The sequence below is a fragment of the Parasphingorhabdus sp. genome (assembly GCF_036964565.1).
Classification (GTDB): Bacteria; Pseudomonadota; Alphaproteobacteria; order Sphingomonadales; family Sphingomonadaceae; genus Parasphingorhabdus.
On the sequence record NZ_JBALTN010000003.1, the window covers coordinates 113,764 to 136,743 of the forward strand.

The 22,980-nt window shown below is 62.0% G+C and carries 22 protein-coding genes; 12 read left to right on the top strand and 10 right to left on the bottom strand.

The window, feature by feature from the left end; genetic code table 11:
* The first annotated feature begins 28 nt into the window (after positions 1 to 28).
* Genes V7650_RS04570 through V7650_RS04585 form a run of 4 tightly spaced genes read left to right on the top strand, consistent with a single transcriptional unit; the run spans position 29 to position 3,154 of the window.
* Positions 29 to 1,609: a lysine--tRNA ligase gene (locus V7650_RS04570; protein ID WP_442955260.1), complete on the top strand. Its 1,581-nt coding sequence runs from the start codon at positions 29 to 31 to the stop codon at positions 1,607 to 1,609.
* Positions 1,606 to 2,094, top strand: coding sequence for a DUF3291 domain-containing protein (locus tag V7650_RS04575; RefSeq protein ID WP_335655064.1), 489 nt, complete (start codon positions 1,606 to 1,608; stop codon positions 2,092 to 2,094). Before V7650_RS04570 ends, V7650_RS04575 begins: the two co-directional genes overlap by 4 nt.
* A complete protein-coding gene (locus V7650_RS04580) occupies positions 2,094 to 2,573 on the top strand; it encodes an asparaginase domain-containing protein (RefSeq protein WP_335655065.1) in 480 nt (159 codons plus the stop codon). Before V7650_RS04575 ends, V7650_RS04580 begins: the two co-directional genes overlap by 1 nt.
* Before the next feature lie 41 nt (positions 2,574 to 2,614).
* On the top strand, positions 2,615 to 3,154 hold the full coding sequence (locus V7650_RS04585) for a DUF1003 domain-containing protein (protein ID WP_335655066.1): 540 nt from the start codon (positions 2,615 to 2,617) through the stop codon (positions 3,152 to 3,154).
* Here V7650_RS04585 and V7650_RS04590 read toward each other — a convergent pair.
* The 6 genes from V7650_RS04590 to V7650_RS04615 all read right to left on the bottom strand — a co-directional run bounded on the left by V7650_RS04590 (position 3,151) and on the right by V7650_RS04615 (position 11,441).
* The gene (locus tag V7650_RS04590) at positions 3,151 to 4,212 is read right to left on the bottom strand and encodes a fatty acid desaturase family protein (RefSeq protein WP_335655067.1); all 1,062 of its coding nucleotides are present in this window, start codon (positions 4,210 to 4,212) and stop codon (positions 3,151 to 3,153) included. The genes V7650_RS04585 and V7650_RS04590 overlap by 4 nt on opposite strands.
* Before the next feature lie 103 nt (positions 4,213 to 4,315).
* A complete protein-coding gene (gene argE / locus V7650_RS04595) occupies positions 4,316 to 5,470 on the bottom strand; it encodes an acetylornithine deacetylase (protein ID WP_335655325.1) in 1,155 nt (384 codons plus the stop codon).
* A gap of 286 nt (positions 5,471 to 5,756) precedes the next feature.
* Complete coding sequence (locus V7650_RS04600) at positions 5,757 to 7,325, bottom strand: DUF1570 domain-containing protein (protein WP_335655068.1); 1,569 nt, start codon at positions 7,323 to 7,325, stop codon at positions 5,757 to 5,759.
* A 173-nt stretch (positions 7,326 to 7,498) separates the two neighbouring features.
* A complete protein-coding gene (locus V7650_RS04605) occupies positions 7,499 to 9,331 on the bottom strand; it encodes a DUF885 domain-containing protein (protein ID WP_335655069.1) in 1,833 nt (610 codons plus the stop codon).
* A gap of 117 nt (positions 9,332 to 9,448) precedes the next feature.
* The gene (locus V7650_RS04610) at positions 9,449 to 10,150 is read right to left on the bottom strand and encodes a prolyl hydroxylase family protein (protein WP_335655070.1); all 702 of its coding nucleotides are present in this window, start codon (positions 10,148 to 10,150) and stop codon (positions 9,449 to 9,451) included.
* 10 nt (positions 10,151 to 10,160) lie between these two features.
* Positions 10,161 to 11,441 (bottom strand): metal-dependent hydrolase family protein, encoded by a 1,281-nt coding sequence (locus V7650_RS04615; RefSeq protein WP_335655071.1) that lies wholly within the window; start codon positions 11,439 to 11,441, stop codon positions 10,161 to 10,163.
* 232 nt (positions 11,442 to 11,673) lie between these two features.
* Between V7650_RS04615 and V7650_RS04620 the strand changes: the two genes are divergently transcribed.
* A complete protein-coding gene (locus V7650_RS04620) occupies positions 11,674 to 12,300 on the top strand; it encodes a YceI family protein (protein WP_335655072.1) in 627 nt (208 codons plus the stop codon).
* 126 nt (positions 12,301 to 12,426) lie between these two features.
* On the opposite strand, the gene V7650_RS04625 is transcribed toward V7650_RS04620, so the two are convergent.
* The 4 genes from V7650_RS04625 to aroQ all read right to left on the bottom strand — a co-directional run bounded on the left by V7650_RS04625 (position 12,427) and on the right by aroQ (position 15,984).
* On the bottom strand, positions 12,427 to 13,416 hold the full coding sequence (locus V7650_RS04625; protein ID WP_335655073.1) for an RcnB family protein: 990 nt from the start codon (positions 13,414 to 13,416) through the stop codon (positions 12,427 to 12,429).
* Between the two features lie 270 nt (positions 13,417 to 13,686).
* Positions 13,687 to 15,042, bottom strand: coding sequence for an acetyl-CoA carboxylase biotin carboxylase subunit (gene accC, locus V7650_RS04630; RefSeq protein ID WP_335655074.1), 1,356 nt, complete (start codon positions 15,040 to 15,042; stop codon positions 13,687 to 13,689).
* Positions 15,043 to 15,052: 10 nt separating this feature from the next.
* Entirely contained in the window at positions 15,053 to 15,526 is a 474-nt protein-coding gene (accB, locus tag V7650_RS04635) for an acetyl-CoA carboxylase biotin carboxyl carrier protein (RefSeq protein WP_335655075.1), read from the bottom strand.
* A gap of 20 nt (positions 15,527 to 15,546) precedes the next feature.
* Positions 15,547 to 15,984 (bottom strand): type II 3-dehydroquinate dehydratase, encoded by a 438-nt coding sequence (aroQ, locus tag V7650_RS04640; protein ID WP_335655076.1) that lies wholly within the window; start codon positions 15,982 to 15,984, stop codon positions 15,547 to 15,549.
* A gap of 99 nt (positions 15,985 to 16,083) precedes the next feature.
* Between aroQ and thiS the strand changes: the two genes are divergently transcribed.
* From thiS to V7650_RS04675, 7 genes are all read left to right on the top strand, one after another.
* Positions 16,084 to 17,064, top strand: a complete 981-nt coding sequence (thiS, locus tag V7650_RS04645) for a sulfur carrier protein ThiS (RefSeq protein WP_335655077.1) — start codon at positions 16,084 to 16,086, stop codon at positions 17,062 to 17,064.
* Between the two features lie 323 nt (positions 17,065 to 17,387).
* Complete coding sequence (locus V7650_RS04650) at positions 17,388 to 17,741, top strand: UrcA family protein (protein ID WP_335655078.1); 354 nt, start codon at positions 17,388 to 17,390, stop codon at positions 17,739 to 17,741.
* Positions 17,742 to 18,106: 365 nt separating this feature from the next.
* Positions 18,107 to 18,457 (top strand): CtrA inhibitor SciP, encoded by a 351-nt coding sequence (sciP, locus tag V7650_RS04655; RefSeq protein WP_335655079.1) that lies wholly within the window; start codon positions 18,107 to 18,109, stop codon positions 18,455 to 18,457.
* A 14-nt stretch (positions 18,458 to 18,471) separates the two neighbouring features.
* Positions 18,472 to 19,620 carry an EAL domain-containing protein gene (locus tag V7650_RS04660; RefSeq protein ID WP_335655080.1) on the top strand — a complete coding sequence of 383 codons (1,149 nt, stop codon included), beginning with the start codon at positions 18,472 to 18,474 and terminating at the stop codon, positions 19,618 to 19,620.
* Positions 19,621 to 19,772: 152 nt separating this feature from the next.
* Entirely contained in the window at positions 19,773 to 21,314 is a 1,542-nt protein-coding gene (locus tag V7650_RS04665; RefSeq protein ID WP_335655081.1) for a WS/DGAT/MGAT family O-acyltransferase, read from the top strand.
* Positions 21,315 to 21,389: 75 nt separating this feature from the next.
* Complete coding sequence (locus tag V7650_RS04670; RefSeq protein WP_335655082.1) at positions 21,390 to 22,304, top strand: SDR family NAD(P)-dependent oxidoreductase; 915 nt, start codon at positions 21,390 to 21,392, stop codon at positions 22,302 to 22,304.
* 117 nt (positions 22,305 to 22,421) lie between these two features.
* Positions 22,422 to 22,880 carry a MaoC family dehydratase gene (locus tag V7650_RS04675; RefSeq protein WP_323799396.1) on the top strand — a complete coding sequence of 153 codons (459 nt, stop codon included), beginning with the start codon at positions 22,422 to 22,424 and terminating at the stop codon, positions 22,878 to 22,880.
* Positions 22,881 to 22,980 lie beyond the last annotated feature (100 nt).

A 22,980-nucleotide genomic window follows, 5' to 3' on the forward strand; every position in this document is an offset into this window, starting at 1 on the left:
AACCTAGGCAGAAAAACAGGACATATTCGTGACCGATTATCGTGAAGCAGCAGAGAATTCCAAGGCGTGGCCGTTCGAGGAAGCCCGCAAGCTGCTCAAGCGCTATCGCGGCGCGCGCGGCGCGCCTGCGCCCAAGCCCGATGGTGAACCCATGCTGTTCGAAACCGGCTATGGTCCGTCGGGCCTGCCGCATATCGGCACGTTCAACGAGGTGCTGCGCACGACCATGGTGCGCCATGCCTATGAAACGCTGACCGGCAATCCGACCCGGCTGATCGCGTTCAGCGATGACATGGATGGCTTTCGCAAGGTGCCGACCAATGTTCCCAATCAAGAGATGCTGGCCGAGCATCTGCACAAGCCGCTGACCCAGGTGCCGGATCCGTTCGGCAAGTTCGAGAGCTTCGCTGCCCACAACAATGCGATGCTGCGGGATTTTCTCGACCAGTTCGGTTTCGACTATGAATTCATGTCGTCGACCCAGCAATATCAGTCGGGCGCCTTCGACGAGACGCTGAAGCTCGTCCTTGCGCGCAACCAGCAGATCCTCGACATCATGCTGCCGACGCTCGGCAAGGAGCGGCAGGCGACCTATTCGCCGATCCTCCCAATCAGCCCCAAGACCGGCCATGTGCTGCAGGTACCGGTAGAAGTGGTGGATGCCGAGGCCGGGACGGTCCGGTTCGAGGATCAGGGCGAGCTGATCGAGCATAATATCCTGTCCGGCGGCGCCAAGCTGCAATGGAAGGTCGACTGGGCGATGCGCTGGACCGCGCTCGGCGTCGACTATGAGATGTATGGCAAGGACCTGACCGACAGCGGCGTGCAGTCCGGCAAGATCGCCAAGGTGCTCGGCGCGCGCAAGCCCGAGGGGCTGATCTACGAGATGTTTCTCGACGAGAAGGGCGAGAAGATCTCCAAGTCCAAGGGCAATGGGCTCAGCCTCGACGAATGGCTGCGCTACGGTTCCGAGAACAGCCTCGCCTTCTATATCTTCCGCGAACCCAAGTCGGCGAAGCAGCTGCATCTGGGGGTGATCCCGCGCGCGGTCGACGAATATTTCCAGTTTCGCGCCAACTGGCACGAGCAGGATGCGGAGAAGCGGCTCGGCAATCCGGTGCACCATGTCCACAATGGCGATGTGCCGAAGGACACGATCCCGGTCACCTTCGGCCTGCTGCTCAACCTGGTCGGGGTGATGGGCGATTCGGAGAAGGATCAGATCTGGGGTTATCTGCGCCAGTATGCGCCCGACGCGACGCCGGAGCGCTATCCCGATCTCGACGAGCTGATCGACAATGCGATGGCCTATCACAAGGATTTCATCGCCCCGACTTTGCACCGCCGCAAGCCGGAGGGCGTCGAAGTGGCGGCGCTGGAACGGCTCGACCAGGAACTGGCCGGGCTGCCAGAAGACGCAGCGGCCGAGGACATCCAGACGATCGTCTACACGATCGGCAAGGAGGGCGGCTTCGACAATCTGCGCGACTGGTTCAAGACTCTGTACGAGACCTTGCTCGGCAGTTCGCAGGGGCCGCGGATGGGCAGCTTCATCGCCCTTTATGGCATAGTGAACACGCGGGGCCTGATTGCGGAGGCGCTGGCATGAGCAGCTATCATCTGGCCCAGATCAACATCGCGCGGTTCCGCCGGCCGAAGGATGATCCCGCCAACGCCGATTTCATGGCGTCGCTGGATCCGGTCAATGCAGCGGCGGATGCGGCCCCGGGCTTTGTCTGGCGGCTGACCGGAGAGGGCAATGACGCGGTCGATATCGATGCCGTGCCGGGGGATCCCAATCTGGCGGTCAACATGTCGGTGTGGGTCGATGCCGAATCGCTTGGTGCCTATGTCTATCGCAATGCCGAGCATCTCGCGATCATGCGGCGCCGCAAGGAATGGATGGATCATATCGATGTCTACCAGGCGCTCTGGTGGGTGCCGGTCGGCCACGAACCCAGCGTGGCCGAAGGACTGGCTGCCATTGATCATCTGGCCGCCCATGGTCCCAGTGCCAAGGCCTTCACCTTTCGCCAGACCTTTGCCGCACCGGATGGCACGGCGGCCGTTCCGGTGCTGGACGAATGCGCCTGATGATCGATATTTTCACCACCGGCGGAACCATCGACAAGGTCTATTTCGACGCGCTGTCCGAGTATAAGATCGGCGCGACCGGGCTGCCCGACATGCTGGCCGAGAACAATGTCTTCGTCCCGCACCGGGTGACGCAGCTGCTGCGCAAGGACAGTCTCGAGCTGACCGATGCGGACCGGGCCGCGATCCATGATGCGGTCGCCGCGAGCGATGCCGACAAGATCCTGGTGACCCATGGCACCGACACGATGGCGGATACCGGCAGGGTGCTGGCCGACATTGCCGGCAAGACGATCGTGCTGACCGGCGCGATGCAGCCGGCGACGCTGCGCAACAGCGATGCCGAGTTCAATGTCGGCTTTGCGTTGGCGGCGGTCCAGACGCTGCCGCCCGGCGTCTATATCGCAATGAACGGCGAGGTGTTCGACCCGGCCAGGGTCCACAAGGACCGGTCGGCGCACCGGTTCATGCGCGATTAGCATGATGGCAAGGGCAATTTAGCAAGGACGGAGAGGCCGGGATGATGAAGCGGACGGTCGAGCAGCTCAGCGAGCAACTGCTGCACAAGCCGGTGGGCGCGCTTTCCCCCGAGGAGCGGGGCGTACTCGAGGCGATCGTGTCCCGCCAGATCGTCGCCGATGATGCCGGCGAACTGGCGAACGAGCAGGCCAGTTTTGGTGAACGGCTGTCCGACCGGGTGGCGGCCGTTGGCGGGTCCTGGGCCTTCATCATTGCCTTTGCGGTGGTGCTGTTCGGCTGGATGCTGCTCAATTCCGAGATATTGACCCGGTTCAACGCCGCCTTTGATCCCTATCCATTCATTTTCCTCAACCTGATGCTGTCAACGCTGGCAGCGGTCCAGGCGCCGATCATCATGATGAGCCAGAACCGCGCCTCGAACAAAGACCGGATCGCGGCGGCGCATGATTATGAGGTCAACCTGCGCGCCGAGATCGACATCATCCGGCTGCACGAGAAGATCGACCTGCTGATGCTAGAGAAAGTCACCAAGCTGGAAACCGACCTCGACGAGATCAAGGCGGCGCTGCGCCCGGCCTAGGCGGGAGCCGGGCTGGTCACTGTCCGCAGCACCTCGGCATAGCTGTTCGCGATCGTCATCCGCGGGCCGTAGCCCTTGGCGAGCAACAGCTCGTGGGCCTTGGACAGATTGTAGCAGGGCACACCCATGAACAGGTGATGCTCGCTGTGATAATTGACCCAATAGGGTGCCAGCGTCATCCGCATCAGCATGTCGGCCTTCGTTGTCCGCGCATGGCTGAACGGGTCATCGCCGCCGGTGGTGGTGCAGGCATGTTCGGCGATATTGCGGATTCGCAGGATCAGCTGGAAGGTGGTCGCCAGAGCCGCCAGCCAGATCAGGAACGGGATGATGCCCAGCGTCGCCAGGCTGACCAGCAGCACGACCAGCTGGACCAGCAGGAAGCGGCCGACGGTCCGCGTCGTCCGTTTCGCCCCTTCGAGGTCGATCACCGGAGCGGCAACGCCAGCCGCGCCGTTGCGGTTGAGCGGTGTGCCCGCCGAATGGTCGCGCTTCGCCGACGGAGCAGCATCCTGCGTACCGGACAGCATCGCCTGAAGGCCTTTCCATGCCACCGCGAACTGGTTGCCGCGCTGCTTGAGAAAGGTCTGGCCGGTAAGGTCGCGGATCACCTTGCGCTGCATGCTGGCGGGCGTCGTCGGGAAGGCGGCGGACAGGCCGAGATCGGGATCCTCGCTCTGCTGGGTGAAGCGGTGATGGGTCAGATGATAGGCGCGATAGCTGTGCAGGTCGCTGCCGGTCGCGGCACCGGTCAGCCACTGGCCGACGAAATTGTTGATCTTGCGCTTGGGGTGGAGCAGGCCGTGGGCGGCCTCGTGCATCAGGATCGACAGGCCGAGCTGGCGGCCGCCGACCAGCACCAGCGCCACCGGGGTCGCGGCCAGTCCGGCCAGCCAGTGCCATTGCCAGAGCAATGCCGTGCCACCGGTGACCAGCGCCACCATCAGCCAGCCGTGCGCCGCCAGCCACAGGCCATGCCAGCGCGACACGCGGGTCAGCGCAGCCCATTCATCGCGGGCAAAAATCTCGTTGGGTTTGGCAGCCTTTACAGCGGGCATGGTGCGATCCTTTTCTCCTCCCCAATATAGCTGTTTTCCGCGGATTTTACAAATTTCGGCGGTGCCGTAGCGTTATCCCGGATTACCGGAAGCCGGTGTCCCTTCAGGCCAGTGCCTCCGCCAGCCGCTGCATGAAGTCAGCACCGCGTGCAAATTGTTCGACCGCGAGATATTCGTTTGGCTGGTGCGCCTGTTCGATCGAGCCGGGACCGCAGATCACGGTGGCAAAGCCCGCCTGCTGAAACTGTCCGGCCTCGGCTGCATAGGATACGACACCGGCAGGGCTGTTGTCGCCGGTGAGCCGGCGGACGAAGGACTCTGCTTCCTGCGATCCGGCCGGGGCCATGGGCGGCGCGTTCGACAGCCGGGTGATGCTGACGCCGGCCGCGGGGAAAGCCTGTTTCATTTCGGCATCCAGCGCCGCGACCTTTGCCTTGAACGGCGCGAGCACCGCTTCCGGATCGACGTCCGGTGGGCACCGCAGGTCGAAGACGAACCGCGCCCGGCGCGCGAGAATATTGGCGGCGGTGCCGCCTTCCATGGTGCCGATGGTCAGCGTGGCGTGCGGCGGCACGAAGGGCGAGGCCGGGTCGGCATTTTCCCAAAGGCCGCGCGCGAGTTCGGCGAGATCATGCATCAGCTCAATAGCAACCATATTGGCGGACAGGCCGAGATGGGTCAGGCTGGAATGGGCCTCGTGGCCGAGTACCTCGACCGCGTGGACGGTGATCCCCTTGTGGCCGGTGATCACCTTCATCATCGTCGGCTCGCCGATAATCGCCAGCGCCGGTGCGGGGAGTGTCGCTGTCATTGCCTCAATCATCGCCGGCGCGCCAAGGCAGCCGACTTCCTCGTCATAGCTGAACGCCAGATGCACCGGCCTTGTGCCCTGCTTGAACGAGGGGACGGCGGCCAGCGCCAGCGCGATAAAGCCTTTCATGTCGCAGGTTCCGCGGCCGTGCAGCAGGCCGTTCCGTTCGGTTACTGTCCACGGATCGCTGTCCCACAGCTGACCATCGACCGGCACGACATCGCTGTGGCCGGAGAGAATGACGCCGCCGGCGACATTTGGGCCGACCGTGGCGTAAAGATTGGCCTTGGAAGCATCGTCGCTGACGACGCGGGTGGAGTTGATTCCTTGCCCGGCGAGATAATCTTCGACCCAGGCGATCAGTTCGAGATTGCTGTTCCGCGAAGTGGTGTCGAACGCGATCAGGGTGTCGAGAATTTCGCGGGCCATTGCAGCGAGATCAGGCATCGCCTTGGCCCCGATTCCGGAGGTCAGGGTCACACAGGGTCACACGGGTCACACCCCCTAAAGGGGAAAAAGCCTTGCCCCCACAAGGGGGTGGAATGGGCGGATTTTCGGGGGGATGGGGGAATGGGAGCATGGCTTGTGCGTATCACAACCGGCTGGCTGTAGGACAGGCTTTTTTCGCTCGCGCCTTGTTCCGTGGATGACATCGGGAAAGAGTTCGTTTCGACCGAGCCGGCCGTGCCGGACGCGGTGTCCAACCGTTTTCAGCCACCGTCGATCGGACCGACTATTCCTGAATGACCTGCGGGTCTGCAGCGCCGGCGGCCGGTGCGGATGTTGGCGTCGCGGCGCCGTCATCGCTCGCCTTCGCGGCCCCTTCCGCCTTTTCCGCGAGCTCGAGCAAGTTCCCGGCGGCCTCGGTAGCTTCGCTTCTGTGCGGATTGTAGGCCAGCGGTCGCAACGTCGTGGCGGCAGCAGAATATTGCTTTTCCTGCATGTAGTGGGCGGCCATGTTCAACCGCAGATTGTGATCAAAAGGCGCCAGTTGCAGGGCGCGCTTCAAGCCATCAACGGCGATCTGCGGCGGCGCAGCGCCCGTCCACCGATAGGAGCGATAATATTCCATGAGCGGCACCGGATGATTGGGTTCGATGCGGTTGGCGGCGACGACCTGCTGGCGGACATCCTTCCAGGCGGCGTCCTGGTCTGCCGCAGCCTCGGCACGGCGGGAATAGGCGTAGACTTTCTGGATTTGCGCCCGGATGCGGCCGGAGTCGAGCGCCAGTGCGCGGTCGGCGGCAGCAATGGCTTCCGCATCATAGCCGGCGTCAAATTCGGCCTCTGCCAGGGCTTCCTGCACCGCCGGGTCGTCTGGATATTCGGCCGCGATCTGGCGCGCTTCGATCAGGATCTCGCTGGCTTCCTCTTCATCGACACCGGTCCGGGATTCCATCAGGATCGGCATCATTCTGGCCTCGCCGTCGGACAGGCGGCGGACCGTGACGGGACTGGTGTTCAGCAGACGCGGCGGCAGGCCGACCGCCGATATTCTTTTCAGCGACGCATAGCGGTTGAGGTCGCGGTTCAGCTGTTCCAGATCGCCAAATGCGCCTCGCGCGGCCTCGATATCCGTGGACCCGTTGGCCATCCGTCGCTGGAAATCTTCCAACTGGCCCCGCCGCGATTCATCAAATGTCATGAAATGATAGAGCAGCCAGCTACGCCCGTAGAACTGGTCGTAGCCCGAAGACCTGTTGGAGAGATAGTTTTCCGTATCAAGCAGGCGCTCGATCGGCACCGCTCGGGACAGCGCCAGTTCGTAGGCGCGGTGATTGGCCGCGCCGCCCAGTACCGTCGTGCCGTCGCGTTCCTCCCGGCCGGAGGCAAAAAATTCGGCAAAGCCTTCCTGGAACCATAGCGGGAAGGTCCGATTGCTGATGTTGAACAGGAAATGATGGGCATATTCATGCTTCAGGATCGTTTCCGGAGAGAGGTCAAATTCGCTGCCACCGCTCTTCAATTTGGGCACGATCGCGACGATGTTCCCGGCGCGGGGCAAATAGATGCCGGCGACATATTTTCCCTTGAGATCGGCAAGCTTGCGGACATTGGATGTGTTGCTGACCACGAACACGGTGACCCGGTTGGACGGGCTGGGCGATTCCGGTTCCTGCTTCAGCATGAACGCCATGGCGGCGTGAAATTTTTCCAGTCGCTCGGCAAACAGCTGGATCGTGCCCGGCGACTGGTCCGCACGAATGACAAAATGATCGCTGCTGGCCTCGTGCCATGCGGCCTGAGCCGGGGATCCGGCACCAAGCAGGGCGCCGCAGAAAAGCAGGAAAAATCGGACCATGAAAGCGCCCCCTTTATGTCGATTCCGGTAATCTTGAGAACAGGCATAGAGGCAGGGCAAAGATCAATAAACCCAAATCGTTGGACAAAAGCGGCCAACCGCGCGAGCGGTGCCGCGCAGCCGGCACCGACCGGGGCCCCTCCTCCGAAGAGAAGGGGCTTAGATCGGTCGTTCTAGGCCTGCGACTTGATCCAGTCGCGGATCTTGGTCTCCAGCACGGTCATCGGCAAGGCGCCGGTGTTGAGCACCTGTGCGTGGAATTCGCGCGGGTCGAACTTGTCGCCGAGCGCGTCCTGCGCTTCCTTCTTCAGCCGCTGGATGGTCAGCGCGCCGATCTTATAGGCCAGGGCCTGCGACGGGATCGCGATATAGCGTTCGACTTCGGCGGTGGCGTCGGTCTTGCCCATGCTGCTGTTGTCGAGCATGTACTGGATCGCCTGGTCGCGGGTCCAGCCCTTGCTGTGCAGGCCGGTGTCGACGACCAGCCGCATCGCGCGGAGCATCTCGTCGTCGAAATGGCCCATGCGCTGATAGGGGTCGTCATAGAGACCCATCGGGAAGCCCAGCTTCTCGGCATAGAGCGCCCAGCCTTCGACAAAGGCGGTGTTGCCGCCGAAGCGCATGAAGTTGGGAAGATCGGTATTTTCCTGCGCGAGGCTGATCTGGAAATGATGGCCCGGTGCGCCTTCGTGCAGATAGAGGGTGGTCACGCCCGAGGTGCTGCGCGATGGCAGGTCATAGGCGTTGAAATAGAAGACACCGGGACGCGATCCGTCGGGCGTGCCGCTCTGGTAGGAGCCGCCGGCCTGGAACTTCTCGACCGACTCGTCATAGGGGCGGATCTCGAGCGGCGATTTCGGCAGAAGCTTGAACTGCTCGCCGATCTTCGCATCGACCTTCTTGCCCATGTCATAATAGGCCTGGGTCAGCGCTTCACGGGATTCCGGATGGAATTTCGGATCGGTGCGGAGATATTCGAAAAATTCGGAGAGGGTGCCGTCATAGCCGACCTCGTCCTTGATCGCTTCCATCTCGGTCTTGATCCGGGTGACCTCGCTGAGCCCGAGATTGTGGATATAATCGGCCTTGAGCGGCAGGGTGGTCGTGTTCTCGATCAGGTTCTCGTAGAGAGTCGCGCCGCCCTTCATGCTCGACAGGCCGACCTCGTCCCGGGTTACCGGCAAATACTCGTTCTTCAGGAAATCGTGCATGCGCTGGTAGCCGGCAAAAATTTCCGTGGTGGCAGTGGCATATTCCTTGGTCAGGCGCGCCTTGTCTTCCTCGCTGAAGTCCTCGGGGAATTCCTTGGTCGGCGCCATGAACGGGCTGTTTTCGAGGCCGAGACCGATCTGGGTGGCGAGCTGCTCGATGACATTGGTGATCGTCAGCCGGGTTTCGACCACGCCGCTTTCCATGCCTTCCCGGAACCGTTCGATCGAACGATCGCCCATGACGATGAACTGCTTGTGGCGCTTGAGATTGTCCTCGTAATTCTTGACCGTCTTGAACGGCGCCGCGCCCTTGCCCGAGGCGAAGTCGGGGTAGAAGGTGTGGAAGCCGCTGAAATGGTTGACCGGGCGGACCACGGTCAGCGCCATGATTTCATCGGAATAGCCCTTCAGCGCCTGCTGCTTGTCGCGCTTGAACACGTCATAGGCGATCTTGTCGGTGGCGCTCAGCTTGCTCCGGTCGATCTTCATCAGCGCAGCCAGTTCGGCGGTTTCCGCGGCCTTTTCCTTCGCGAAATATTCGTCCGAAATATAGTCGCCGAGCTGGTCGGCATAGCGCTCGTCGCCGCGGAACAGCGCACCGATCGGATTGCGCTTGAGACTGTCCTCGTCGCTCTTCGCGAACAGGGCCTTCATCTTCTCGGCCTCTGTCATTTCCGCGGTCTGGGCTTGCGCCGCGGCGGCGGCGCTGGTTGCGACGAGCGGCTGGGCCACCGCCATGCTGCCGGTGGCGAGCAGGCTGGTGCCGAGGAGAAGCTTGAGGGATGTCTTGATCATGTCATGTTCCTATCAAAAAACTGTTATGTCCAGCTAACACGGCAGCCTATCACCCGCAACGAAATCCCCGGCGACGAGATGTCGTTGGTCGAAACCGCTCGTGCGTTGGTCGTGGCGTCACGCGTTTGCGCCCTGCTCCCAGGCGTTGAGTCGGAACCATTTGGTGATGATATATTTGGTGCCCTTCTCCACCGGCCGGCCCGCGTGCAGCGTGTCGATATTGGGGGTGCCGTCCGGACGCATGTTGTTCCAGATCAGCAGCATCCCGCGGCGGGGTTCGACCTGATATTCCAGCTGCGGAAAGGCGGTCGCGCCGCCCTGTTCCGGCTGGTTGAGATAGGCCATGGCGGTCCAGCTGCGCTGGCCACCGTTGGGCCCCTCATATTCCCAGTATTTCTCGGTCTCGTGGAAATAGTCGTGATGGTCCTTGAACTGCTGGCCCGGCTGGTAGCGCTGGCCCTGCAGAATCTCGCTGTGGCTCTTCGGCAGGCCCATCAGGTCGCAGATCGCCTTGTCGATGCGGCGGATATCGGGGTCGGCGGGATCGACGTTGCAGCTGTAGCTGGTGCGAAAGCCCTCGCGCTGCGTGGCTTCATAGACGGTCGAGGGCTGGCAGTCGCTGTCGATCATGTCGATCAGCAGGTCGCAGTCGGCGTCGCTCAGGAAATTCTGGTGGACGTAGAGCTGCATATGCGGGCTTTCCAGCCACTGCACCCGGGGATGGGCGTTGAGCGCTTCGGTCACCTGCCGGCCAAGCGCCGCCATCCGCCGCGGGCTGGCATATTGTTCGCGCTGCTTTTTCAAAAAGGCTTTGGCCATGGCCGGGACCCTAGTCGATGACGCGGCCGCGCACCATCACCCAGTCGACCTGTTCGAGCTTGCGGACGTCGTCGAGCGGGTTGCCGTCGAAGGCGATCAGGTCGGCGGAATAGCCGACCGCGATTCTGCCAATCTCGTTTTCCATGTCGAGCATCTTGGCCGCCACCGTGGTGGCGCTGGCGACGGCTTCGCGCGCGGTCAGTCCGGCATCGACCATCAGCTGCAGCTCCTCGGCGTTGCGGCCATGGTCAAACACGCCGGCATCGGTGCCGAAGGCGATCGGCACGCCCATCCGCTTCGCCATGTCCACCGCCTTGCCGACCCGGCCCATGGTCATGCGGATCTTTTCCTCGACCACCGGCGTGTAGATGCCCTTGCCGAGCCCTTCGCTGACTCCCTGGAACGCCATCAGCGTCGGTACCATCGCGGTGTTGTTGGCCTTCATGACCTTCAGCGCCGCCTCGTCTGCGAACGTGCCGTGCTCGATCGTATCGATCCCGGCGCGCGATGCCGCCTCGATACCGCGGGCACCATGGGCATGGGCCATGACCTTGAGGCCGAGCGAATGGGCGGTGTCGGCGATCGACTGCATCTCGGCGCTGGTGAATTGCGCGTCCAGCCCGCGGCCCTGCTGCGACAGCACGCCGCCGGTGGCGGTGATCTTGATGACATCGGCGCCGGCGCGCGACGCCTTGCGCACCCTGGCCGCGCATTCGACCGCGCCGGTGCAGCTGTAGCCGCTGGTCAGCAGCTCGTTGACATCCTCGGTGAAGCCGGAGACGTCGCCATGGCCGCCGACGATGGACAGCGCCGGGCCGGCAGCGACGATCCGGGGGCCGGGAATGATTCCCTCGGCGGTGCCGCGGCGCAGCGCGTAGGCGCTATATTGCGAGGAGCCCGCCTCGCGCACGGTGGTGAAGCCGGCCTTGGCGGTAAGCAGCGCGTTCTTGGCGCCGACAACCACGCCCCATTCGGTGGGCTCGGTGGTTTCCTTCCAGAAATCGCCGCCCGGATCGCCGGTCAGATGGACGTGCAGGTCGATCAGGCCGGGCATCACGGTCTTGGTCGACAGATCGATGATGGTGGCGCCGCTGGCGGTGACCGGTTCCGACCCCTGGCGGATCTCGGCAATCCTGCCGTCGCGGACGATCAGCGTCGCCGGGCCGCTGGGGGACGAAGCGGCGTCGGTCAGCAAGTTGCCGACGCGGATGATCTGGTCCTGGGCGATGGCGGTGGTCGAAACCATTCCGAGCGCCAGGGTCGATAGGGTCAGGCCGAGCGTGCGTATCATCCAGATTCTCCTGTTTTTCTGAACCGCTTTTGCTTGCACGCCCGCCAAGTTGCAACAGGAAAGGGCGACCATTTCGGTTTGCGGCCCTGATCGGCGGTTTCGCGCGAAGACCCGGCGCGATGGCGCAGCCGAGCAATTGACAAGCCACGGCGTTTCAACGATGATTTTGCCGACCACCCCGCTGTCATGTCGGTCATCCGCCGTGGCGGCTTCATTGCAAGGAGATTCTCTCATGCGCTTCCCCCTCGCCTTCATCGCTCTCGCGGTCACCGCTCCGCTGCTCGCACAATCCGCACCCACTGTCCCTGGCCAGGCCGATCCGAGCCGTGTCGTGGCCGGCAGCTATGCCGCCGATCCCTCCCATTCGCTGATCGCGTGGGAGGTCAGCCATTTCGGATTTAGCGACTATATCGGCCTGTTCGGCGATGTCGCCGGCACGCTGACGATTGATCCCGCCAACCTGTCCGCAGCAACCGTCGATGTGACGATCCCGGTCGCCAAGGTGACCACGGCGAGCGCCGGACTGACCGACCACCTGCTGCGTCCCGGCAAGGACGGCGCCAAGCCTGATTTCTTCGGCCCCGACCCGAGCGACGCGCGATTTGTTTCAACCGGTGTCAGCGCGACCGGCAACACCGCCAGGATCGATGGCAACCTCACGCTGAACGGCGTGACCAAACCGGTGACGCTCGATGCAGAATTTACCGGTGCCGGCAACAACCCGTACAACAAGAAACTCACCGTTGGCTTCTCCGCCACCACGACGATCAAGCGCAGCGATTTTGGCATCGATACCGCCATTCCGCTGGTGTCGGATGCGGTCGAGCTGGAAATTCACGTCGCCTTCGAAAAGAAGTAAAGCGACAGGGTAACGCCGGTCAGCGGTGCACAGGGCCGCGGCCAGGCAGCAGGGTCCGGACGGACCATCGACAAAAAAACCCGCTGCCTGACCCGGCAGCGGGTTTTTCGTTCATTTGATCCGGGTTTACCAGAAGAAGTCGTAGATCACGTCGATGACTTCGCCGTTGTAGGTGTCGATCAGCAGCACATCGTCATAATAGCGGACCCAGCGCGTTCCGGCATAGGCCGGCGGCAGGCGATAATAGCTGGGATTGTTGATCCAGTAGCGCGAACCATAAAAAGCCGATCCCAGAGAGATGCCGATGCTCAGGCGCCGGTAATTATAGTCCCGGTAGGGCGCATAATAGCGGCTGACCCGATAATGGTTGCGGTTGGCCTGCCGGTAGCGCTGCCAGTCATAGCGCCGGTCGCTGCGCCAGTCGCGGTTCCAGTTGCGGCTGCTGCGCACGTCGCGCCGGTTGTCGCGGTAGCGGCGATCAACCCGGTCGTTGTTGTTGCGATCAAAGCGCCGGTCGATCTGCCCGTCGCGGTTGCGGTCATAGCGCCGGTCGACGCGGCCATCGCGGTTCCAGTCGCCCTGGCGATAATCCTGGCGCCGGTCGATCCGGTTGGCGACATTGCGGTCGATCCGGCCATCGCGGTTCCGGTCGACGCGGCGGTCGACCCGATCATTATTGTTGCGATCAAAGCGGCGGTCAATCTGTCCGTCGCGGTTCCGGTCAAAGCGGCGATCGACCTGGCCGTCGCGGTTGCGGTCGCCCTGGCGGATGTCTTGGCGCCGGTCGACGCGGTTGGCGACATTCCGCTCGACCCGCTGGCTGCGCTGGGTCGCGAGATTGACGTTGCGGTCGGCACGGTCGACGCGCGGCTGACCGCGATTGTCCCGGTTGCCGGGTCGCTGTGCCTGACGCAGACCGCTGCCGCGGTTGCTTCTCTCGCCGCGATTGGCGCGCCGTTCGCTGCGACCGTCACGCTGCAAGGCAACGCTGCCGGTCAGGTCGTTCTGGGCCACTGCGGGTGCACTGCCGAGATTGGGGACGATTTCGGCAGCAGATGCTGCGGCGGGCGTCAACATCGTGGCAGCCATCAGGCCGGGGATTAGAAATATACGCATGGCTTACTCCTGTTGCTGGCGACTCCATTTGCCGCATCTGTGGAACAGGTGATAGTCCGTTAACCCTGTCGGAGTCCTGAACTGACTTGTTATGTTCAGGAAAGGTAGAAGTTATCTGAACGCAAGAGTTCGTCTAACTTCCTCCTCGAACTCGATCCGGGGTCCATCTCGGGTGAGCGAAGGAGCCAATCGCAACTATCGTGATTGTCGATGGATTGGGAGATGGGCCCCCGCGCAGGCGGGGGCACTATCATCTCGAAAGGCACACGGCTAATCCTTCAGATTATCCTTTTCCAGCCATTCCTCCAGCCATTTGATGGTATATTCGCCGGACTGGAATTCCTTGTCGTGGACCAGTTTCTGGTGCAGCGGAATCGTGGTCTGGACGCCTTCGATGACAAATTCGTCGAGCGCGCGGGCGAGGCGCATCATGCAGCCGTCGCGGGTGCGGCCATAGACGATCAGCTTGGCGATCATACTGTCATAATAAGGCGGGATCGAATAGCCGGCATAAAGGCCGCTGTCGACGCGGACATGCATGCCGCCGGGCGGGTGATAGCCGACGACCTTGCCAGGCGAAGGGGCCCAGGTCTTCGGATTTTCGGCGTTGATCCGGCATTCGATGGCGTGGCCACTGAACACCAGGTCTTCCTGCTCGACCGACAGGTCGCGGCCGTCGGCGATGCGGATCTGCTCGCGCACCAGATCGAAGCCGGTGATCATCTCGGTCACCGGATGCTCGACCTGCAGCCGCGTGTTCATCTCGATGAAGTAGAATTCTTCATTCTCGTATAGAAACTCGATCGTCCCGGCGCCGCGATACTGCATGCCCTTCATCGCGTCGACGCAGACCTTGCCGATCCGCTCGCGCTGCTCGGCGCTGATTACCGGTGACGGCGCTTCCTCGAGCACTTTCTGGTGGCGGCGCTGCAGCGAGCAGTCGCGTTCGCCGAGATGGATGGCGTTGCCGCGGCCGTCTCCGAACACCTGGAATTCGATATGGCGGGGATCGCCGAGATATTTCTCGATATAGACGGTGGCGTCGCCGAAGGCCGCCTTGGCCTCGGTGCCGGCCTGCTTCATCTGGGTTTCGAGTTCGGTCTCGCTGTTGACGACTTTCATGCCGCGGCCGCCGCCACCGGAGGCTGCCTTGATGATGACCGGATAGCCGACATCCTTTGCGACCCGCTTGGCTTCTTCAATCTCGCTGACCGCGCCATCGGATCCGGGCACCAGCGGAATGCCGAGGTCACCGGCGGTTTTCTTGGCCGCGACCTTGTCGCCCATGATCTTGATATGCTCGGGCTTGGGACCGATCCACTTTATGTCATGCGCCTCGACCACTTCGGCAAAATGCGCGTTTTCGGAAAGAAAGCCGTAGCCGGGATGGATCGCATCGGCGCCGGTGATCTCGGCGGCGGAGATGATCGCGGGGATCGAGAGATAGCTGTCGACGGCGGGCGGCGGTCCGATGCAGACCGCCTGGTCGGCCAGTCGCACATGCATGGCATCGGCGTCGGCGGTGCTGTGCACGGCGACGGTCTCGATGCCGAGCTCCTTGGCCGCGCGCAGGATGCGCAATGCAATTTCGCCGCGATTGGCAATGAGGATTCGTTCGATGGTCACGCTGCCGGCCTCAAGCGATCACGACCAGCGGCTGGTCATATTCGACCGGTTGCCCGTTTTCGACCAGGATCGACTTGACCGTGCCGGATGTTTCCGAGGTAATCGGGTTCATCACCTTCATCGCCTCGACAATCAGCAGGGTGTCGCCCACGGCGACCTTGTCGCCGACGCTGATGAAATTGGCCGCGCCCGGTTCTGCGGCGAGATAGGCGGTGCCGACCATCGGTGATTTCTGGGCACCGGCATGGTCGTCGGCCGGGGCAGCGGCGGCTTCCGGCGCGGCGACTGCCGCTGCCGGGGCGGGCGGCGCGAACGCCTGCGGGGCGGAGACAAAGGTCCCGCTGCTGCGCGCGACCTTGATTTTGCGATCGCCGTCCTCGACCTCGATCTCGGTCAGGCCCGCCTTCTCGAGAATGGCGGCGAGATCGCGTACCAGCTTGATGTCCACGTTCATGCCTTCACCCGTTTCTTTTTTTGCAGGCATATCTTGTCCTTATGCAGTCGTTAAAATTTGCTGGCAGCGTCGAGCGCCAGTTGATAGCCAAAAGCACCAAAGCCGCAAATCGTTCCTTTTGCAACCGGTGCTATGAAACTCTTGTGCCGAAACGCTTCGCGGGCGGCGGGATTGGAAATATGGACTTCGATGACCGGCGTCGAGATCGCGCTGATCGCGTCGAACAGGGCGATCGATGTATGGGTCAGCGCGCCGGCGTTGAGAATGACCGCCTGTGCGCCTTCTGCTGCCGCTTCGTGCAGCCAGTCGACCAGATGGCCTTCATGGTTGCTCTGACGAATGTCGACGTCGAAGCCGAGCGTCTGGGCATGGTCCTCGATCTGTCCGGCGATTTCGTCGAGCGTTTCCGAACCGTAGATTTCGGGTTCGCGCATGCCCAGGAGGTTGAGATTGGGTCCGTTCAATATATAGATGGTCTTGGCCGCCAAGATATTGGTTCCTCCCCAAGGCTTTTGGTTGCGACTGAAGCGCCCTCTTTATATGGCTCGTTTTTGAAAAGCGAGATCAAAGACATGAAAGTTACCCAAATGGCTGATATTCAGATCCGGTTGAACGGCGATGACCACAAATTTGCAGGGGGCGGATCGATCGCCACACTGGTGCGCTCGCTCGATCTGGATCCGGCCAAGGTTGCGGTCGAGCGCAACCGCGAGATTGTCACGCGATCCACTCTCGAAGATGTGATGGTCGAGCAGGGCGACGAGCTGGAGATCGTGCATTTTGTTGGTGGCGGGTCCGGCGACGACAGCTGGACGGTGGCCGGCAGGAGCTTCCGCTCCCGGCTGATTGTCGGCACCGGCAAATACAAGGATTTCGCCGAGAATGCAGCGGCGGTCGAGGCCTCCGGCGCGGAGATCGTGACCGTGGCGGTGCGCCGGGTCAATGTCACCGACCGCAACCAGCCGGTGCTGATGGACTTTATCGATCCGAAGAAAATCACCTATCTCCCCAATACCGCCGGCTGTTTCAATGCCGATGACGCGATCCGCACGCTGCGGCTGGCGCGCGAGGCCGGCGGCTGGGACCTGGTCAAGCTGGAGGTGCTCGGCGAGGCCAAGACGCTTTATCCGAACATGCGCGAAACGCTCGAGGCGACCGAGGTGCTGGCGAAGGAAGGCTTCAAGCCGATGGTCTATTGCGTCGACGATCCGATTGCGGCGAAGCAGCTGGAAGACGCCGGCGCGGTCGCGATCATGCCGCTGGGCGCGCCGATCGGGTCGGGGCTCGGCATCCAGAACCGGGTCACCATCCGGCTGATCGTCGAGGGCGCCAGCGTGCCGGTTCTGGTCGATGCCGGTGTCGGCACGGCCAGCGATGCGGCCGTGGCGATGGAGCTGGGCTGCGACGGCGTGCTGATGAACACCGCGATTGCCGAGGCGAAGGACCCTGTGCGGATGGCGCGCGCGATGAAGCTCGCGGTCGAGGCCGGGCGCGATGCCTATCTGTCCGGGCGGATGGGCCGGCGGATGTATGCCGACCCGTCGAGTCCCCTCTCCGGACTGATTTAGTGTCCTAATACAGCATGATTCGGTGTCATCTGTAACTAGTTGAATCGTAACAAAAGTTACATCATGATAACTTGGTCGACGGGCGATTGCCGTTCGTCGAAGCCGGTCGGCGTTGGCCGATCAAAATGGCGGTTTATCGAACGCCAGATGCCCGTCCCGCATCGCTGCGCTACCTAGAAATGCGAGGCGGGAGCATAAGCCTACATCTCTCCAGACAGCCCTTCCCCGGCCCATGGATATCTTGCTCCCGCCCAGACCCCTGGGCCGCGCCGGCCCCCCTTGTTGCCGGTGACGCCCCGAAATGAATTTGAGGAGTGAGAAAAATGCCCAATACTGTTTTTACCAAAGCCCTGTGTGCTGCCGCTGCCATCGCGGTGACCGCGACCGGATTTTCCGCCAGCGCCCATGCCCAGAGCCGTGTCGTCCGCACCGCGCTCGTCGACTATGCCGATCTCGACCTGACCAGCGAGGATGGCCAGGCCACGCTCCAGGGGCGCCTGAAAGGGGCCGTTCGCAAGGTCTGCGGCAGCTATGATTCAAGAAGCCTGCCCGACATGCGCGATCACGATATTTGCATGGACGAGGCAACCACCTCCGCCCGGCGCGCCTCCGTGACCATCATGGCCGCGGTCCGGTCGGGCAAGCCGGTGGAGACCGCATTGTCGATCAGCAACTAAATCCTATTGCAAGAGCCGCAGTCCCCCAACAAGCGGCCGTATCTTGGCCAAGCCCAACTTTGCAAAACCCCGGTGTCCCTTACACCGGGGTTTCTTTTTGTCCGATCGCCGGCTCGAAGTCGAAGCCGGATGGTTTTGCGGCAGGTCCTGTCCTGTTGCGACCCGGCCAGCTGCCTGGCGCCGGACGATCATTAATCCCTGTTAATTAACACGGGAGAAACCCAGCATTTTTAATGCATTAACCGGATATGGCAGGGGAATGTTAACCTTTGCCCGTACATATGTAAATTATTGTAACGGCAGTCTCGGCCAGGATGCTCCGTTGCCTTTTGATGAGTGGGAAACCACAAACTCTCGGAGGTAATATGGAAATTGGTCGGCGGAGAAAGCCGGAGAGGGTCATCGGTCCCTTCGGCGAGGCACTGAGCCTCAAGGATTTGCCGAAAAGCAATACAACCAGATGGGTGATCCGGCGCAAGGCCGAGGTGGTCGCAGCCGTGAACGGCGGCTTGCTGAGTCTGGAGGAGGCGTGCAGCCGCTATAATCTCTCTCTGGAAGAATTTGTTTCGTGGCAGGAATCGATCGACAAGTCCGGGTTGCCCGGCTTGCGGATCAGCTATCTTTCGCAATATCGGACGAAAGACGGGGTCCGGAACAGGAATTCAAACAAGACAGGGTCGCACCATCAACAGAGTCCCTTGCCGGACCTGCATTGACCGAAAGCCAGCCGATGTCCAACAAACGGGTCCTCGTCATTGACGAAGAGAGCGCGTTCACGCGTTTCTTGCAGGACGATCTCGAGCAGCGCGAAATATCCGTCGCCTGCATCTACTCCGCCGGAGACGAAAATGGTGCCACTGCCTTTGCCCCGACCGTCATTGTGGCAGACCGGAAAATGCTGTCGGAAAGCAAAGCCGGGCTGCACCGGTTCGCGCGTTTCGCGCGCCAGCTGCCGCTCGTGGTGATGACCGAGACAGACACCAAGATGCCGCTCGGCAACCCGCCTCCGCAGCGGGGCGGCAAGCCGCATATCGTCGCCACGATTGCCAAGCCGTTCGAGCCCAACATGCTGGCCGAGCTGATCGATCAATATGCGGAGGACAGCCAGCAGATCAATCTCGATTCGGACTATATCCGGGCGCTGATCGCCAGCAACCGACTGCTCGACAATCTGGTGGTCGAATTCCAGTCCAAGCATGATCTTGCCGATGGCGGAGTGGCCGGCTACGAGGCCCTGTCGCGGTTGAAGACCCGGCGCGCCATCAGCCCCGCGACGATCTTCTCTGCGGCCACCGAAATGTCGCTGGAAATCGATGCCACCCTGAATGTGGTCGACCAGGTCATCAAGCTGGCAAATTCGCTGCGCAAATCGCGCAAGAGCGTCCCGGTGTCGTTCAACTGCAGCGCGATATTGCTGACCCAGCCGGATTTTGTCGATGCCCTGTTTGCCCGTTTGCAGGCGTCGCGGAACCTGCGCGGATCGGTGATCATGGAGATCACCGAGGAGAACCGGGTTGCCAATATCAAGGTCGTTGCCGAGGTCTGCAAGATGCTGACCCGCTATGGTCTGGCGATATCGATCGACGACTATGGTACTGGCCAGAGCAACCTCGACCGGATCGCGGAAATCCCGTTTGCCGAGCTGAAGCTGGACAAGCAGATCTTCTGGGCCTTCTGTGACAATCGCGTGCCGATCACGGTGCTGCGTTCGATCATCGACTTTTGCCACATGCGCGGGTCGAAAACGGTCGTCGAGGGGATCGAGACGCCATTCCATCTGGAAAAGGCCCGCGAACTGGGGGCGGACCAGGGGCAGGGCTTCTATTGGGGACGCGCGGTCCCGCCGCAATATCTGGTCAAGGACTGGCGCGGATTCTGACCGTCCGGAATCACTGATCCTGCCGCCGCCGGGCCGTTGCCCAGCGCCATTGCCGGAAAAACCCAGGCCCTTTTGCGCCCATTTTACGGAGTCGCATCTCCCGCAGAATTGCACTATGCTGTTCCCGGTTGGAGAGGTCTGAGGGAATTGCGATGAAACAGTTGAGCGCGCTGGACGCGATGTTTGCCTATACGGAAACACCAAACACGCCGATGCATATCGGTCAATTGCTGATCTACGATCCCTCGACCGCACCCGGCGGCATGGTCGGATTCAAGGACATCCTGCGCTATATCGAGGGGCGCCTCGATGGTGCGCGAATCTTCCGCCAGAAACTCGTGCGGGTGCCGCTCGACCTCGACCATCCCTATTGGGTCGATGACGCGAATTTCGACCTCGAATTTCATGTCCGCCATATCGCCCTGCCGAAGCCGGGCGACTGGCGGCAATTGTGCATCCAGGCGGCGCGCATCTACGCGCGGCCGATGGACATGAACAAGCCGCTCTGGGAATATACGGTGATCGAGGGGCTCGACAATGTCGAGGGCGTGCCCAAGGGCAGCTTCGCCATGCTGCACAAGATGCACCATGCCGCGATCGACGGCCAGTCGGGCCTGCAGATGACGCTGGCGCTGCACGACCTGGATGCCGAGCTGAAGCCGCGCGCATTCGACATGCAGTTCGAGCCGGAGAAGGATCCCAATCCGTTCGCGCTGCTCGCCAAGGCCCAGTTCAACAATATCGCCAATCCGGTGCGCGGCCTGCAGAATCTGCAAAAGCTGATCCCGATGCCGAAGCGGCTGTTCGACGTGCAGCGCGAATTTCGCCAGCGCGACGATGCCAAGGGCGGCATTCCCAAGACCCGCTTCAACAAGAAGCTGAGCCCGCACCGGGTGTTTGACGGGCGCGAATTCGCGCTGTCCGACATCAAGTCGATCCGCGAAGCCTTCACCGGTGCGACGGTGAACGACGTGATGATCGCCGTGGTCAGCGGATCGATGCGCGGCTATCTCAAGGCGAAGAATGACCTGCCCGAAAAGACCCTGAAAATCGGCGCACCGGTCTCCGTCCGGTCCGACGATGAAAAGGATAGCGCCGGCAACCAGGTGACGATGATGCAGGTCGGTGTGGGCACCCATCTTGCCGATGCCGGCGACCGCCTGAAATTCATTATGGACGAAACCCGCCGGTCCAAGGCTATGACCCAGGCGCTCGGGGCCAAGACGCTGATGGAATTGTCGGGTGCGATGCCGGCCGGACTGACCGCGGCCGGAACCAAGATGATGGTCCGCGCGGGCCTGGTCGAGCGGCTCAATCCCGCGGTCAATACCGTGGTCACGAATGTGCCGGGACCGATGGTGCCGATGTATTTCGCTGGCGCAAAGCTGGTCAAGAGCTTCGGCATGGGAATCCTGGCGGAAGGACAGGGACTGTTCCACGTCGTGACCAGTTACAACGGCAACGTCATCCTCACCTTTCTCGCCGACCGCCAGATCATGGCGGATCCCGAATTCTACGCGAAATGCGTTTCGCGCAGCTTTGCCGACCTGATGGCGGCTGCCGCGAAGGAGAAGGCAGCGGCCGAGAAGGCGGACAAGGTCAAGAAGGCCAAGCAACCGAAAAAGCCGAAAAAGCGCGTCGCCGCCTCTGCCGCTACGGCAGGCAGGGCCCGGAGCAAAACGGCCGCGAAATAGCGGCCTTGCCGCTTGACTCGCCGGGTCCGATTGCGCATCGGTTCGGCCAAACGATCAATCAAAGAGGAGCTTGCCATGAGCACAGTAGAATTTAACGACCGCGTTGCCATTGTCACCGGTGCAGGCGCTGGCCTGGGCCGCGAGCATGCCAAGGAACTGGCACGGCGCGGCGTCAAGGTCGTCGTCAACGACTTCGGCGGTGCACGCGACGGCACCGGTGGTTCCGCCACCGTGGCCGAGCAGGTTGTGGCCGAAATCGAAGCCGAGGGCGGCGAAGCCATGGCAGCGGGCTGCAGCGTGACCGACATGCCGGCCGTTGAAAAGATGGTCGCCGACGCGATCGCCAAATGGGGCCATGTCGACATTCTCGTCAACAACGCCGGCGTGCTCCGCGACAAGAGCTTCCACAAGATGACGATGGAAGATTTCCAGTTTGTCATGGATGTCCACCTGACCGGCAGCGCCAATTGCACCAAGGCGGTCTGGGACCATATGCGCGAGCGCCAATATGGCCGGATCGTGATGACCACCTCGTCGACCGGACTCTACGGCAATTTTGGCCAGGTCAATTATGGCGCGGCGAAAATGGCCGTCGTCGGCATGATGAACAGCCTGCACCAGGAAGGCGCCGGCAAGGGCATCCACACCAACTGCATTTCGCCCGTGGCGGCGACCCGGATGACCGAAGACATCATGCCGGAAGAAGCGCTGAAGCTGCTGGTTCCCGAAGCGGTGACGCCGGCCGTGGTGTATCTGTGCAGCGACGGTGCGCCGTCAAAGACAATCCTGACCGCCGGCGCGGGTGGTTTTGCGGCAGCGAAGATCTTCGAAACCGAAGGTGTCTGGCTGCCCGAAGACCAGCGCAACGCAGAGGGTATTGCAGCAAATATCGACCAGATTCTCGACGAAACCGGCATGCAGCAATATGCCAATGGCGGCGGCCAGGGCGGCAAGTTCTTCCGCCGGATGCAGGAAGTCATGAAGGGTTGAGCGAGAGCGGGACAATGGTTTCCGTTAGTGGTGAGCTTGTCGAACCACGCCTCTCGACGAGAGGCACCCTTCGACAGGCTCAGGGCTAACGGTAGACCGAATTTTAGGAGACAGAATATGCCAGTAATCAAACCAAGCGAACTCGAATCCTGGAAGGGCAAGGAAGTCGGCGTTTCGGACTGGGTCGAAGTGGGCCAGGACCGGATCAACAAATTCGCCGACTGCACCGAGGACCACCAGTTCATCCATATCGACGAAGAAGCGGCTGCGAAAACGCCGTTCGGCGGCACCATCGCCCATGGCCTGCTGACGCTGTCGCTGCTGCCGAAGCTGTCCTATGGCACGACACTGGGCCTCGAAGGCACGGTGATGGGCATCAACTACGGTTTCGACAAGGTCCGCTTTCTCAATCCGGTGCGCGCCGGGTCGAAGGTGCGCGGACGCCACACACTGGTCGACGCGGTCGAGAAACAGCCTGGCCGCTGGCTGCTGACCTATAATGTCGTGGTCGAGATTGACGGCATCGAGACCCCGGCGCTGATCGCCACCTCGCTGGTGATGATCGTCGTCGGCTAGGCCCGATCATTCGCAATTGACGGGAAGGGCTCCGGATCGATTCCGGGGCCCTTTTTCGTGCGAGATACAGGCGTCCCGGAAGATCGGTGCACTTAGGCCG